This window comes from Priestia sp. JV24, assembly GCF_025910025.1.
In the GTDB taxonomy this organism is placed as follows: domain Bacteria; phylum Bacillota; class Bacilli; order Bacillales; family Bacillaceae_H; genus Priestia; species Priestia megaterium.
In genome coordinates this window covers 114,141-128,969 of record NZ_JAPCIN010000024.1, presented here as the reverse complement: position 1 = coordinate 128,969, position 14,829 = coordinate 114,141, and the positions used below count along the sequence as shown (strand labels likewise).

Below are 14,829 nucleotides of genomic sequence, written 5' to 3'. Positions count from 1 at the left end.
GGGGGATGGAAAATGAGTACTGGGTCTGTAAGCGATATTCAATTAGTGATTATTACTGGAATGTCAGGTGCAGGAAAAACAGTAGCAATTCAGAGTTTTGAAGATTTAGGGTTCTTTTGTGTAGATAATTTACCCCCTACATTGCTACCGAAATTTTTAGAACTCATGAAAGAGTCAGGGAATAAAATGAATAAAGTTGCTCTTGTTATGGACTTGCGAGGCAGAGAGTTTTTTGAAAGCCTGTTTGAAGCATTAGATAACATGAGTGAAACAACGTGGGTCACGCCACAAATTTTATTTTTAGATGCAAAAGATTCTGTATTGGTGACACGCTATAAAGAAACAAGACGTTCACATCCGCTAGCTCCTTCGGGTTTACCTTTAGAAGGAATTGGTATGGAACGTGAGCTTCTTGAGGAGTTAAAGGGAAGAGCTCAGCTTATTTATGAGACGTCAGAGTTAAAACCAAGAGAGCTTAGAGAAAAGATTTTAACTCAGTTTTCGTCGCACGCTTCACAGGTTTTTACTGTTAATGTGATGTCGTTTGGTTTTAAATATGGTGTACCTATTGACGCTGATTTAGTCTTTGATGTGCGCTTTTTGCCAAACCCTCACTACATTGACCATATGCGTCCTAAAACAGGGCTTGAAGAAGAGGTTTCTTCTTACGTATTAAAATGGACGGAAACTCAAAAGTTCATTGAAAAAGTAGTAGACTTACTTTCGTTTATGCTTCCACAATACAAGCGAGAAGGTAAAAGCCAGCTGGTCATTGCTATAGGATGCACAGGCGGGCAGCATCGCTCCGTCACATTAGCTGAATATTTAGGTCACCATTTCCAGAATGAATACAAAACTCATATTTCTCATCGTGACATTGAGAGGAGAAAGGAAAATCATAGATGAGCAGTGAACAGCTTCCAAAAGTTGTCGTCATTGGGGGAGGAACGGGTTTACCAGTGCTGTTAAGAGGGTTGAAGGAATACCCTCTTGATCTTACAGCCATCGTAACCGTAGCAGACGACGGGGGAAGTTCTGGCCGATTGCGCGATGAACTTGAAATCCCTGCTCCTGGTGATATTCGAAATGTGCTAGTTGCTTTATCTGATGTAGAGCCACTAGTTGAAGAGCTTTTTCAGCATCGATTTGATACAGGAAATGAGCTTACAGGCCATTCTCTTGGCAATTTGTTGCTTGCAGCTATGACGTCTATTACTGGCGATTTTGTGCATGCTATACGAGAAATGAGCAAAGTACTAAACGTCAGAGGGAAAGTACTTCCAGCAGCTAATCAAAGTGTTGTGCTGCATGCGGAGATGCAAGATGGATCCATCGTAACAGGTGAATCTAAAATTCCAGAAGTTAATAAAAAAATTAATAAAGTATTTTTATCGCCCGCCGATGTGAAACCGCTTGTCGAGACAATAAAAGCGATTCGACGCGCTGATTTAATTGTGTTGGGGCCCGGAAGTCTTTATACAAGTATTTTGCCGAATTTACTGGTGCAGGATATTTGTAACGAGCTTTGTTCGACAAAAGCCAAGAAAGTGTACGTATGCAACGTGATGACGCAGCCGGGTGAGACATTGGGCTTTAAGGCAAGTGATCATATTAAAGCGCTTTACAATCATATGCCGTGTGCATTTTTAGATGCAATTATCGTCAATAATGCACCTATTCCAGCACCTTTAAAAAAGAAATATCAAGTAGAGCAGGCTCAGCCTGTAGAATATGATCGTGAAGTATTGCTAAAATTAGGGTTAGAAGTGATTGAAGATCAAATTATTCAGTATGACGGCAGCGTAATTAGGCATGATACAAAAAAAGTAGCAAAGCTTGTGTATTCTATGCTGACATCGCTGCAAGGTAAAGCGAATACGGGTGTTTAACACCATTTCCGTATGTAGATTGGAGGTGAAGTTATGTCATTTGCATCAGAAACAAAAAAAGAGTTAACGAATTTAGAAGTCAAAGATTGCTGTGCAAAAGCAGAGCTTTCTGCATTAATTCGAATGAATGGTTCACTTTCTTTTTCGAATAAAAAATTCACGGTTGATGTTCAAACAGAAAACGCAGCGATTGCTCGGCGCATTTATGTCCTGCTTAAGAAAAATTATGATGTGTCAGTAGAACTGCTTGTACGTAAGAAAATGCGATTGAAGAAAAATAATGTGTATATTGTTCGATTAGTAGAGAAAACGAGAATGCTTTTGGAAGACTTAAAAATTGTAGAAGAAGGATTCACGTTTACACATCGTATTTCACCAGAGCTAGTACAAAAGAAATGCTGTAAGCGATCCTACTTAAGAGGCGCATTTTTAGCCGGCGGTTCTATTAATAACCCAGAGACATCATCGTACCATCTTGAAATCTTTTCATTGTATGAAGAGCACAACGAAGCTTTATGCAATTTAATGAACGAATTTCAATTGAATAGTAAAACATTAGAACGGAAAAAAGGCTATATTAACTATTTGAAAGAAGCTGAAAAAATTACGGAGTTTCTAAATATCATTGGAGCCCATAACGCTCTTTTACGGTTTGAGGATGTAAGAATCGTCCGAGATATGCGAAATTCCGTTAATCGCTTAGTCAATTGTGAAACAGCTAACTTAAATAAAACGATCGGAGCGGCTATTCGTCAAGTGGAAAACATTCGTTATATTGATGAAACAGCTGGATTAGACATCTTACCAGAAAAGCTAAGAGAAATTGCTCGTTTGCGTGTGGAATACCAAGACGTTACGTTAAAGGAGCTTGGTGAGATGGTATCTGGAGGTCAAATTAGCAAATCGGGCATTAACCATCGGTTGCGTAAAATTGACCAAATAGCAGACAAGCTTCGCGCCGGTCAGCCAGTCACATAAGGGGAATTGCAAGGGGGAGGATTTTATCATGGAAAAACAAGTAGAAGTAAAATTAAAAACGGGATTACAAGCTCGTGTTGCCGCACTATTTGTGCAAGAAGCAACTCGTTTTACATCTGATGTGTACTTGAAGAAAGATGAGAAAGTGGTCAACGCTAAAAGTATCATGGGGTTAATGAGCTTAGCGATTAATAACGGTTCTCTTATTACGCTCATTGTTGAAGGGGTAGATGAAAAAGAAGCAATGGATGCGTTAGTAGCTTACGTAGAGAACGATGCATAAAAAAGCCTTTCCCGCTCCGGGAAAGGCTTTTTTTATTTAGGGTCGTTTTCTAATACTTTGTCAATTAGACCGTATTCTAAAGCGCGTTCAGCAGTCATGAAATTATCACGATCTGTATCACGTTGTAGCACTTCTAACGGTTGACCTGTACGCTCAGCTAAAATTGAATTTAGTTTTTCACGTAAGAATAGAATACGTTTTGCCGCAATTTCGATTTCAGTAGCTTGTCCTTGAGCACCACCAAGAGGTTGATGAATCATTACTTCGCTGTTTGGAAGAGCAAAACGTTTGCCCTTTTCACCAGCAGCCAGTAAGAAAGCACCCATTGATGCAGCCATACCGATACAAATTGTAGAAACTTTTGGCTTAATGAATTGCATCGTATCGTAGATAGCCATTCCAGCTGTAATAGAGCCACCTGGACTGTTGATATAAAGTGAGATATCTTTTTCTGGGTCTTCAGCAGCTAAGAATAGAAGCTGAGAAACGATTGAGTTAGCTACATTATCGTCAATAGCACTACCTAAAATAATAATGCGGTCTTTTAATAAACGTGAATAAATGTCATAAGCACGTTCACCACGGTTTGTTTGTTCAATAACTGTAGGAATTAAGTTCATATTAAATTCCTCCTTAACAAGAATAATTTGTTATGTACCTATAATACACGTATGGTCAATAAAGGTCAAACAAAAGAACCTCTACTACACATATTCGCTTAAAAGACTATATATTCCTCTTTGACATTATTAAAATTTTTCCCCCTTCTAAAAAAAATAAACGTAGTATTCTATTGAAAAGAGAAGTTTTCTCTCCTATAATGGAAGTTGTGACAAATATGCCCTCGTAGTGTAGTGGATAGCACAAGAGATTCCGGTTCTCTTAGGGTGGGTTCGAATCCTGTCGAGGGCGTCTTAAAACGTTGCGGATTACGCAACGTTTTTTATTTTGAGTAAAAAGACTCATCTTCTCAAAAAAATATATTTATTTTCCTCCTATACCCTCTTATACGCGTAAGGAAGCAAGAATTAATTCCATTGTACCGGTTGCGGAATTTGTCAGAATACTATAAAACAGTATATAAGGAAAAGAAACACGGAGGAGGAATAAATATGAAATGTATGAACAAACTTTTCATTGTCAGTGCATCGGTAGCACTATTGCTGTCTGCATGCGGGACGAACGAAGATTCTGCTCAGCCGAAGTCTAATGATCAAGCAGAAAATGTTCAGCAGGACACAGCTTCTAAATCTGATCAAACATCAGGCGCTGCAAAAGAAGATTCGAAAAAAGATGCGGATTCTTCTGAGGTCTCAGCCAAACCTTCAGGAAGTCAATCATCAACTAGCGAAACAGCGGATGATGAACAGTCAACGTCTTCTTCAGAAACAAAACTAACAAAAAGCCCAGAACAAGATTATTCTATTCAAGTAATGGACGGTTATAAACTAACGGGTGAAGAACCAGGAAAAGATGCGTTAGTATTAACTTCAGATGATTCTCAATTTATGCGTATCGAAATGATGTCATCAAAAGCATCGATGGACGACGCTGCTCAATCTGTTAAACAAACGGCAACAGCAGTTGATAAAAATGCAGCAGAGAAAAAGAATCTTGAAGAGAATGGAATCTTCAAAGATTCTGTTTGGTATGAAGCCACATCTGGCGATCATAAGGTAAACGCTGTGTTGGTTAAAGGAAAGAAACCAACGAAGCTAACCATCTTCACGAAAAACGACGAAGAAAACTTGGACAAGTTTATGCAAATGGCACAGACCATTCAATAAGTAATTCTTCTATATATTATACACATGCAGAAAATCCGACATGACGAAGAGAACGTCATGTCGGATTATTACTCGGATCATGTGGTTGGTGCGAATTATAATGAAAAGTTATAAAGGTACATAGCTCTATTACTTTTTTGATGGTTAGTAATTAAAAATAGGATGAACCGCTTCGTTAACAAAGGTTGACGGAGATTTTTTGATGAAAAAATTACATATAAAAAATAGTTACATGCTCTTTGAAAGCGTTTTTATAGTAAAATAGATAAAGGGGAGGGGAGAAATAATGGAGATTGGATTATTTCAGCAGCAGTCGTTAAAGCTGACGATGTCAAAAGAATTATCACAAGCTATTTCTCTTTTACAATATTCATCGATGGATATTGTAGCGTTTTTACATGAGCAGGCGCTTCAAAATCCGCTTATAGATTTTTCAGAGCTGCCCGTCTATACATCTCACAATCAAAAAAATCATGCAACTTCTGATTCAACAGATTATATGAGCAGTATACCAGCTCCTAAAGAAACGCTGTACGAACATTTAATGAATCAATCCGCATTATTAAAATTAGATGAATGTGAGCAGGCAGCCGTTGAGTTTGTTATTCATAGTCTGGATGATGCTGGCTATTTGCACGATGAGTTAATTATACTTGCTAACCAGCTTGGTCAAGGTCAAGAGCAGGTTGAAAAGGCTCTCCAGCTTGTGCAGCAGATGGACCCGGCAGGAGTAGGGGCAAGAAGTTTACAAGAGTGCTTAATGCTTCAATTAAAAAGGAATAATCAATGGACAGAAAAAATAGAGCAAATTTTGACACATCACTTTGAGGAATTTGCGTATAAAAAATGGATGAAAATCTCAAAGTTATGTCAAATCTCACTTGAAGCTCTTCAACAATTACATGAACAGATTAAAAAATTAAATCCTCGTCCTGGATCATTTTATATGAAGTCCAATGAACGATTCATTGTACCGGATTTTATTGTAAAAATTGAAGATGGAAATGTCGTTGCTTATGCAAATGAGGATTTGGAACCTCGCCTTTCAGTGAATGAACAATACAAACTCCAGCTGAAAAACAGGCAAAACCAAGAAATGTTTTCTTATTTACAAGAGAAATATCGTGAATTTCAATGGATTATGAAAAGTTTATACACACGCAAAGATACATTAAACGCATTAATGAATACCTTACTTGTTGAACAAGAAGCATTTTTTAAAAAGGGTCCTTCGTATTTGAAACCCTTAACAATGAAGGAAGTAGCGGAACAAACGTCCGTGCATGAATCGACGATTAGCCGTGCTACTCGGCACAAATATATTCAAACACCTTTTGGCACCTTTTCAATGAAATCTTTTTTCTCAACTAGTATTCAACTGGGCAACAACGAAGCGACTTCTACAACTCATGTAAAAGAACTGCTTAAAAAGCTAGTATCAGAAGAAAACAAACAGCGTCCGCTTTCAGATCAGCAGTTAGCTAACGTCTTGCAAAGCAATTATAACGTTACTATTTCAAGAAGAACGGTAGCCAAATATCGAGATCAATTAAACGTTCTACCATCCAGTCAACGAAAACTTTTTGTCACGCAGTAAAGGAGTGGGAATGTGGAAGTCGTACTGTATACCAAAAATAGCTGTCATTTATGCGATGATGCAAAGAAGCTGCTTGCAGAGCTGCAGTCGGATTTTCCCTTTCAGCTTATTGAACGAGATATTTATAAAAACGATGAGTGGTTGGAAAAATATCATCTTACGATTCCTGTAGTAGAAATGGACGGAGAAGAAGTGGAATATGGAAAAATAACAGGTATTCCATTAAGAAAACGCTTACTTTTAAAAATAGGCAACACATGAGTTGAATAAAGGATTCACTCCTGTTAGAATAGATTTTGTAGCAGGGTGAATTTTTTTTGCGCAAGGTGGGACATAATATGTCTATACGGGACGAAATGTGTCCAGCGAGTTTATGCCTTAAGGGGATTTTAACATGCGTTCTTTAATAGAAGTACAACGAAAATTATTACCTGAACTTCTCTCAGTTATGCAAAAGCGCTATCAAATCTTGCAATACATACGTTTAATGCAGCCGATTGGCCGCAGAAACTTAGCTGTAAGCCTTGGGCTAACAGAGCGTGTGTTACGAAGCGAAGTAACATTCTTAAAAGAACAAGATTTGATTGACATTTACCCTAGTGGAATGACGCTTACAAATGAGGGAGAGCTCCTTCTGGCTGAATTAGAAGAAGTAATGAAGGAAGTTTCAGGACTTCGGTTATTGGAAACAACATTAAAAGAGGCGTTTTCTTTATCAGAAGTTGTTGTTGTATCTGGAGATAGTGATCAGTCTCCTTGGGTCAAAAATGAAATGGGTCGAGCATCTGTTTCGTGTATCAAGGAGCGCCTTGTTGGTAAAAAAAATACCGTTGCTGTTACAGGTGGTACGACGCTTGCCGCCGTTGCCGAAATGATGACACCTGATTTAAAACACCCTGATGTACTTTTTGTACCTGCTCGCGGAGGGCTAGGTGAAAATGTACAAAACCAAGCAAATACGATTTGTGCTAAGATGGCTGAAAAGTCCATGAGTCACTATCGCTTGCTTCATGTTCCAGATCAGCTTAGTGATGAAGCATACCGATCCATTATCGGTGAACCATCTATTAAAGACATGCTTCATTTAATTAAGTCCGCTGGTATGGTTGTTCACGGAATAGGAGACGCTATGACAATGGCAGAACGCCGTAAAACACCACAAGCAGACTTAGAAAAAGTGAAAAATGGACATGCTGTAGGTGAGGCATTTGGATACTATTTTAATCATCAAGGCGAAGTTGTTCATAAAGTTAAAACAGTTGGCATACAACTCGATGATTTAAAGAACAATAAATGTGTTATTGCTGTTGCAGGAGGTTCATCAAAAGCAAAGGCAATTAAAGCGTTTATGCAACAAGCGCATGATTCGATTCTCATTACAGATGAAGGCGCCGCAAAAGAGTTAGTAAGGGGTTTTAATTAATCCCTCATATAAAAAATACTTTTTACATTCAAGGAGGAAATACCCATGGCAGTAAAAATTGGTATTAACGGATTTGGTCGTATCGGCCGTAATGTATTCCGCGCAGCTTTAAAAAATGATAACGTTGAAGTAGTAGCAATCAACGACTTAACAGATGCTAACATGCTTGCTCACCTTTTAAAATATGATTCTGTACACGGAAAATTAGATGCAGAAGTAGTAGTAGATGGTAGCAACTTAGTAGTAAACGGTAAAACAATCGAAATCTCTGCTGAACGTGACCCAGCTCAATTATCTTGGGGCAAACAAGGCGTAGAAATCGTTGTTGAATCTACTGGATTCTTCACAAAACGCGCTGACGCTGCGAAACACTTAGAAGCAGGAGCTAAAAAAGTAATCATCTCTGCTCCAGCATCTGACGAAGATATCACAATCGTAATGGGTGTTAACGAAGACAAATACGATGCGGCTAACCACAACGTAATTTCAAACGCTTCTTGTACAACTAACTGCTTAGCGCCATTTGCTAAAGTGTTAAATGACAAGTTCGGTCTTAAACGCGGAATGATGACAACAGTTCACTCTTACACAAACGACCAACAAATCTTAGACTTACCACACAAAGATTACCGTCGTGCTCGTGCAGCTGCTGAAAACATCATCCCAACTTCAACTGGTGCTGCTAAAGCTGTATCTCTAGTATTACCTGAATTAAAAGGTAAATTAAACGGTGGAGCTATGCGTGTTCCAACTCCAAACGTTTCTTTAGTAGACTTAGTTGCTGAACTTGACAAAGAAGTAACTGTTGAAGATGTAAACAACGCTCTTAAAGAAGCTGCTGAAGGCGATCTTAAAGGCATCCTTGGTTACAGCGAAGAGCCACTAGTATCTGGTGACTACAATGGTAACATCAACTCTTCTACAATCGATGCATTATCTACAATGGTAATGGAAGGTAACATGGTTAAAGTTATCTCTTGGTACGATAACGAGAGCGGATATTCTAACCGTGTAGTAGACCTTGCTCAATACATCGCTGCTAAAGGACTATAAGAATAACTTAAAATTCGCTTCTATTTTATTCAATAAGACAGAAATCGACTAGACTTTCCTTTTTTATTGGATATCTGAAAATAGAACGACTATAATAAGACTTGCTAAGGAAGAGAGGGGCATACCCCCTCTTCCTTGATTTATGTATTGGCTTCTACATGAAAAAGCGTCATAAGCAGCTAACTGGAGTTTCACTTTATATAGAAAGGCGCCAATATATAAAATGAAATCTACGGTGGTTTGTGGATTGATGATTACATAGAAGCCTACTTGCTTAGTACCATAAATACTTAAGGAGGCCTTTTAACGATGAACAAAAAAACGTTGAAAGACATCGATGTAAAAGGAAAGCGAGTATTTTGTCGCGTAGACTTTAACGTACCAATGAAAGACGGAAAAGTAACAGACGAAACTCGTATTCGTGCAGCTATTCCTACTATTCAATATTTAGTAGAACAAGGTGCAAAAGTAATTTTAGCTAGCCATCTTGGACGTCCAAAAGGCGAAGTTGTTGAAGAGTTACGTCTAAATGCTGTTGCAGAACGTTTACAAGCTCTTCTTGGTAAAGACGTTGCAAAAGCTGACGAAGCTTTTGGTGAAGAAGTAAAGAAAACAATCGACGGCATGAGCGAAGGCGATGTTTTAGTACTTGAAAACGTACGTTTTTACCCAGGTGAAGAGAAAAACGATCCTGAATTAGCAAAAGCATTTGCTGAATTAGCAGACGTGTACGTAAACGATGCATTCGGTGCAGCTCACCGTGCGCATGCTTCAACAGAAGGAATTGCACAACATATTCCAGCAGTAGCAGGTTTCTTAATGGAAAAAGAGCTTGATGTGCTTTCAAAAGCATTATCAAACCCAGAACGTCCATTTACTGCAATCGTTGGTGGAGCAAAAGTTAAAGACAAAATCGGTGTAATTGACCACTTGCTTGATAAAGTAGATAACTTAATCATCGGTGGAGGACTTTCTTACACATTTATTAAGGCACTAGGCCATGAAGTAGGTAAATCACTTCTTGAAGAAGACAAGATTGAACTTGCAAAATCTTTCATGGAAAAAGCTAAGAAAAACGGAGTAAACTTCTACATGCCAGTGGACGTGGTAGTAGCAGATGACTTCTCAAATGATGCTAATATTCAAGTTGTATCAATTGAAGATATTCCAAGCGATTGGGAAGGCTTAGACGCAGGACCGAAAACGCGTGAAATCTATGCTGACGTAATCAAAAACTCTAAGTTAGTTATTTGGAATGGACCAATGGGTGTATTTGAATTAGATGCATTTGCTAACGGAACAAAAGCAGTAGCAGAAGCTTTAGCAGAAGCAACTGACACATATTCAGTAATCGGCGGAGGAGACTCTGCAGCAGCTGTTGAAAAATTCAACTTAGCTGATAAAATGAGCCATATTTCTACAGGTGGCGGTGCGTCACTAGAGTTTATGGAAGGTAAAGAACTTCCAGGCGTAGTTGCATTAAACGATAAGTAAGTTTATGTTTCAGTAAGACGGAGGACCGACCTGACGACTGATAATATAAAAAATTATCAAGCAGCGAAGATGGATGACCAAGAGATAAAAGGGACCGAATCACTTTTAACAGCACCCTCTTGGACATCTAACGCGTGAAGGGAAAACCCACAATAAACAAAGGACGGTGTTATACATGCGTAAACCAATTATTGCAGGAAACTGGAAAATGAACAAAGTACTTTCTGAAGCAACTAGCTTTGTTGAAGAAGTAAAAGGAGCAGTACCATCTCCTGAAAGCGTAGATTCAGTAGTATGTGCACCTGCACTATTTTTAGATCGTTTAGTAGAAGCGACTAAAGGCACAGACTTAAAAATTGGTGCACAAAACATGCACTTTGAAGAAAACGGTGCGTTCACTGGAGAAGTGAGCCCTGTTGCTTTAGCAGACTTAGGTGTGAACTATGTCATTTTAGGACACTCTGAGCGTCGTGAAATGTTTGCTGAAACGGACGAAACAGTAAACCAAAAAACAATTGCTGCATTCAAACACGGTTTAACACCAATCGTTTGCTGCGGTGAAACAAACGAAGAGTACGAACAAGATCAAACAAAAACAGTTGTAGCTAATCAAGTGCAAAAAGCATTAGCTGGTCTAACTGATGAGCAAGTAAAGCAAACGGTTATTGCATATGAGCCAATTTGGGCAATCGGTACAGGTAAATCTTCAACTGCTGAAGGTGCAAACGAAGTTTGTGCATACATCCGTAGCGTTGTTGCAGAACAATTCTCTCAAGATGTTGCAGATGCTGTACGTATTCAATACGGCGGTAGCGTAAAACCTGCTAATATTAAAGAATATATGTCTCAATCAGACATTGACGGAGCTTTAGTAGGTGGAGCAAGCTTAGAAGCAGATTCTTTCTTACAGCTTTTGGAGGCTGGTAAGTAATGAGTAAAAAGCCAGTAGCATTAATCATCTTAGATGGTTTTGCATTACGCGATGAAGATAAAGGTAATGCGGTAACACATGCAAAAAAACCAAACTTCGACCGTTTCTGGAACGAGTATCCTCATGCTACACTTCAGGCGTCTGGAGAAGCTGTAGGCTTACCAGAAGGCCAAATGGGTAACTCTGAAGTAGGTCACTTAAACATCGGCGCAGGCCGAATTGTGTACCAAAGCTTAACTCGTGTAAACGTAGCAATTCGTGAAGGCGAGTTTGAACGAAACGAAACGCTTCTAGCAGCTGTAAAGCACGCAAAAGAAAAGGGTACAAACCTTCATCTTTTCGGTCTTTTATCTGATGGCGGCGTACACAGTCATATCGAACATCTATATGCATTATTGCGTCTAGCTAAGAGTGAAGGCTTAGAAAAAGTCTACATTCATGGTTTCTTAGATGGCCGTGACGTAGCACCTCAATCTGCTGAAACGTATTTAAAAGAACTTAATGAAAAAATTGAAGAGTACGGCGTTGGTGAAATTGCAACACTTTCAGGACGTTACTACTCAATGGACCGCGATAAACGCTGGGAGCGCGTAGAGAAATCATACCGCGCAATGGTGTACGGCGAAGGTCCATCATATACAAGCGCTGAAGAGTGCGTAAAAGATTCGTATGAAAATGGAATCTATGACGAATTCGTTTTACCTTCTGTTATTACAAAAGAAGACGGATCGCCAGTTGCGACAATTCAAGACGAAGATGCAGTTATTTTCTACAACTTCCGTCCAGATCGCGCAATTCAAATTTCAAATACGTTCGCAAACGAAGATTTCCGTTCATTTGATCGCGGTGAAAAACATCCGAAAAGCTTACATTTTGTATGTTTAACTCACTTCAGCGAAACAGTTGACGGATATGTAGCCTTTAAGCCAAATAACTTAGATAACACGCTTGGTGAAGTATTATCTCAAAATAACTTAAAGCAGCTTCGTATTGCCGAGACAGAAAAATATCCTCACGTAACGTTCTTTATGAGCGGTGGACGTGAAGCAGAGTTTCCTGGTGAAACACGTATCTTAATCGATTCACCAAAAGTAGCAACATATGACTTGAAACCTGAGATGAGTGCTTATGAAGTGACGGACGCGTTGCTTGCAGAAATCGAAGGCGATAAGCAAGACGCTATTTTGTTAAACTTTGCAAATCCTGATATGGTAGGCCATTCAGGTATGCTAGAACCAACGGTAAAAGCGATTGAAACAGTAGATGAGTGCTTAGGCAAAATCGTTGATGCAATTTTAGCTAAAGGCGGTACAGCAATCATCACAGCAGACCATGGTAATGCTGATGAAGTGATTACACTTGAAGGTAATCCAATGACGGCTCATACAACGAATCCTGTTCCAGTAATCGTAACCAAACAAGGCTTAGAGCTTCGTGAAGATGGTATTCTAGGAGATCTAGCTCCTACGATGCTTACTCTTCTAGATGTAGCACAGCCAAAAGAAATGACAGGTAAAACATTAATTAAATAATTAATTATAAAGGAGAGTTTTAAAATGCCAGCAATTCTTGACATTTATGCACGCGAAGTATTAGATTCTCGCGGTAACCCAACAGTTGAAGTTGAAGTATATACTGAATCAGGCGCTTTCGGACGCGCTTTAGTACCAAGTGGTGCTTCTACTGGTGAATACGAAGCAGTAGAATTACGCGATGGTGACAAATCTCGCTACCTAGGTAAAGGTGTATTAAAAGCAGTAGAAAACGTAAACGAAATTATCGCTCCTGAATTAGTAGGTATGGACGTAACTGATCAAATCGGTATTGACCGCCTTATGATCGAGTTAGACGGTACTGAAAACAAAGGTAAATTAGGTGCCAACGCTATTCTTGGTGTATCTATGGCAGTAGCTCACGCAGCAGCTGATTTCGTAGGTCTTCCATTATACCGTTACCTTGGTGGATTCAACGCTAAGCAATTACCAACTCCAATGATGAACATCATCAACGGTGGTTCTCATGCTGATAACAACGTTGACTTCCAAGAATTCATGATCTTACCTGTAGGAGCTCCTACATTCAAAGAAGCAATCCGTATGGGTGCTGAAGTATTCCACGCGTTAAAATCTGTTTTATCTGCTAAAGGCTTAAACACAGCTGTAGGTGACGAAGGTGGTTTCGCTCCTAACTTAGGTTCTAACCGTGAAGCATTAGAAGTAATCGTAGAAGCAATCACAAAAGCTGGTTACGAAGCTGGTAAAGACATCCAATTAGGTATGGACGTAGCTTCTTCTGAATTCTTCAACAAAGAAACTGGTAAATATGATTTAGCAGGCGAAGGCCGTACAGGCGTAACTTCTGCTGAAATGGTAGATTTCTACGAGCAGTTAGTTAACGAATTCCCAATTGTTTCAATCGAAGACGGTTTAGACGAAAATGACTGGGATGGTCACAAGCTATTAACTGAGCGCATTGGCGGAAAAGTACAGCTTGTTGGTGACGATCTATTCGTAACAAACACGAAAAAACTTGCTCAAGGTATCGAACAAGGCGTAGGTAACTCTATCCTTATCAAAGTTAACCAAATTGGTACATTAACTGAAACGTTCGAAGCTATCGAAATGGCTAAACGTGCTGGTTACACAGCAGTAGTTTCTCACCGTTCTGGTGAAACTGAAGATGCAACAATCGCTGATATCGCTGTTGCAACAAACGCTGGTCAAATCAAAACTGGTTCTATGAGCCGTACAGATCGTATTGCGAAATACAACCAATTATTACGCATCGAAGACGAGTTAGGTGTTCTAGCTGTATACGATGGCGCTAAATCTTTCTACAACTTAAAAAAATAAGTTGAAAGTATAAAAAACGGATGACGATTGTCGTCCGTTTTTTTTACGTTAAAATCCGTTGTATTTCACTGCCATTACTTGTACGAGAGGGTTTTTTATGATAAATTAACCTTAGCGTAGTGCGCGTACTTTATCCCCGGTAATGCCAATCAGAAGGGATGAAGAAACCCCGCTGATGGACTATTACTTGGTGTAGGAGGTGTGTCTTAGTGCATACATTGCTGATTACTTTGCTAGTGATTGTTTCAATTGCTTTGATTGTTGTGGTCGTTTTACAATCAAGTAAAACTACTGGATTATCTGGAGCTATTTCCGGTGGAGCTGAAACGTTATTTGGGAAACAAAAAGCACGTGGAATTGACTTAGTTTTACACCGTTTGACAGTAGTGTTATCTATCTTATTCTTTGTGTTAACACTTGCTGTATCTTATTTCAAACTTTAATATGTTACTGGATAGACTGCCACCTAATGCATATGTACTTGGTGTATACCAACTTATGTATTAGGTGGTTTTTTAATGGGCGTGTTGAATACTTTAATT

15 protein-coding genes and 1 tRNA gene are annotated in these 14,829 nt (G+C 39.1%); 15 read left to right on the top strand and 1 reads right to left on the bottom strand.

Going from position 1 to position 14,829, the window contains the following annotated elements; all coding sequences use genetic code 11:
* The first annotated feature begins 12 nt into the window (after positions 1–12).
* Genes rapZ through OK414_RS26305 form a run of 4 tightly spaced genes read left to right on the top strand, consistent with a single transcriptional unit; the run spans position 13 to position 3,150 of the window.
* Positions 13–906, top strand: coding sequence for an RNase adapter RapZ (gene rapZ, locus OK414_RS26320; RefSeq protein WP_013059711.1), 894 nt, complete (start codon positions 13–15; stop codon positions 904–906).
* Positions 903–1,889, top strand: a complete 987-nt coding sequence (locus OK414_RS26315; RefSeq protein ID WP_013085391.1) for a gluconeogenesis factor YvcK family protein — start codon at positions 903–905, stop codon at positions 1,887–1,889. Before rapZ ends, OK414_RS26315 begins: the two co-directional genes overlap by 4 nt.
* A gap of 33 nt (positions 1,890–1,922) precedes the next feature.
* On the top strand, positions 1,923–2,867 hold the full coding sequence (whiA, locus tag OK414_RS26310) for a DNA-binding protein WhiA (protein WP_013085390.1): 945 nt from the start codon (positions 1,923–1,925) through the stop codon (positions 2,865–2,867).
* A 28-nt stretch (positions 2,868–2,895) separates the two neighbouring features.
* Positions 2,896–3,150, top strand: coding sequence for an HPr family phosphocarrier protein (locus tag OK414_RS26305; protein ID WP_013059708.1), 255 nt, complete (start codon positions 2,896–2,898; stop codon positions 3,148–3,150).
* A 32-nt stretch (positions 3,151–3,182) separates the two neighbouring features.
* On the opposite strand, the gene clpP is transcribed toward OK414_RS26305, so the two are convergent.
* Positions 3,183–3,770, bottom strand: coding sequence for an ATP-dependent Clp endopeptidase proteolytic subunit ClpP (gene clpP, locus OK414_RS26300; RefSeq protein ID WP_013059707.1), 588 nt, complete (start codon positions 3,768–3,770; stop codon positions 3,183–3,185).
* A gap of 220 nt (positions 3,771–3,990) precedes the next feature.
* Between clpP and OK414_RS26295 the strand changes: the two genes are divergently transcribed.
* The 11 genes from OK414_RS26295 to secG all read left to right on the top strand — a co-directional run bounded on the left by OK414_RS26295 (position 3,991) and on the right by secG (position 14,730).
* A tRNA-Arg gene (locus OK414_RS26295) sits at positions 3,991–4,062 on the top strand.
* A 200-nt stretch (positions 4,063–4,262) separates the two neighbouring features.
* The gene (locus OK414_RS26290; protein WP_263045912.1) at positions 4,263–4,937 is read left to right on the top strand and encodes a hypothetical protein; all 675 of its coding nucleotides are present in this window, start codon (positions 4,263–4,265) and stop codon (positions 4,935–4,937) included.
* 286 nt (positions 4,938–5,223) lie between these two features.
* The gene (gene rpoN / locus OK414_RS26285; RefSeq protein WP_263045911.1) at positions 5,224–6,534 is read left to right on the top strand and encodes an RNA polymerase factor sigma-54; all 1,311 of its coding nucleotides are present in this window, start codon (positions 5,224–5,226) and stop codon (positions 6,532–6,534) included.
* Between the two features lie 12 nt (positions 6,535–6,546).
* On the top strand, positions 6,547–6,795 hold the full coding sequence (locus OK414_RS26280) for a glutaredoxin family protein (RefSeq protein ID WP_013085387.1): 249 nt from the start codon (positions 6,547–6,549) through the stop codon (positions 6,793–6,795).
* A gap of 133 nt (positions 6,796–6,928) precedes the next feature.
* Positions 6,929–7,957, top strand: coding sequence for a sugar-binding transcriptional regulator (locus tag OK414_RS26275; protein ID WP_034648413.1), 1,029 nt, complete (start codon positions 6,929–6,931; stop codon positions 7,955–7,957).
* A 45-nt stretch (positions 7,958–8,002) separates the two neighbouring features.
* Positions 8,003–9,010, top strand: coding sequence for a type I glyceraldehyde-3-phosphate dehydrogenase (gene gap, locus OK414_RS26270; RefSeq protein WP_013059702.1), 1,008 nt, complete (start codon positions 8,003–8,005; stop codon positions 9,008–9,010).
* A gap of 309 nt (positions 9,011–9,319) precedes the next feature.
* Positions 9,320–10,504, top strand: coding sequence for a phosphoglycerate kinase (locus tag OK414_RS26265; RefSeq protein ID WP_013059701.1), 1,185 nt, complete (start codon positions 9,320–9,322; stop codon positions 10,502–10,504).
* 175 nt (positions 10,505–10,679) lie between these two features.
* A complete protein-coding gene (gene tpiA / locus OK414_RS26260) occupies positions 10,680–11,435 on the top strand; it encodes a triose-phosphate isomerase (protein ID WP_013085385.1) in 756 nt (251 codons plus the stop codon).
* A complete protein-coding gene (gene gpmI, locus OK414_RS26255) occupies positions 11,435–12,967 on the top strand; it encodes a 2,3-bisphosphoglycerate-independent phosphoglycerate mutase (RefSeq protein ID WP_034648416.1) in 1,533 nt (510 codons plus the stop codon). The genes tpiA and gpmI overlap by 1 nt, the downstream gene beginning before the upstream one ends.
* A 24-nt stretch (positions 12,968–12,991) precedes the next feature.
* Positions 12,992–14,287, top strand: coding sequence for a phosphopyruvate hydratase (eno, locus tag OK414_RS26250; RefSeq protein ID WP_013059698.1), 1,296 nt, complete (start codon positions 12,992–12,994; stop codon positions 14,285–14,287).
* Between the two features lie 209 nt (positions 14,288–14,496).
* The gene (gene secG / locus OK414_RS26245; RefSeq protein WP_013059697.1) at positions 14,497–14,730 is read left to right on the top strand and encodes a preprotein translocase subunit SecG; all 234 of its coding nucleotides are present in this window, start codon (positions 14,497–14,499) and stop codon (positions 14,728–14,730) included.
* Positions 14,731–14,829: the final 99 nt, after the last annotated feature.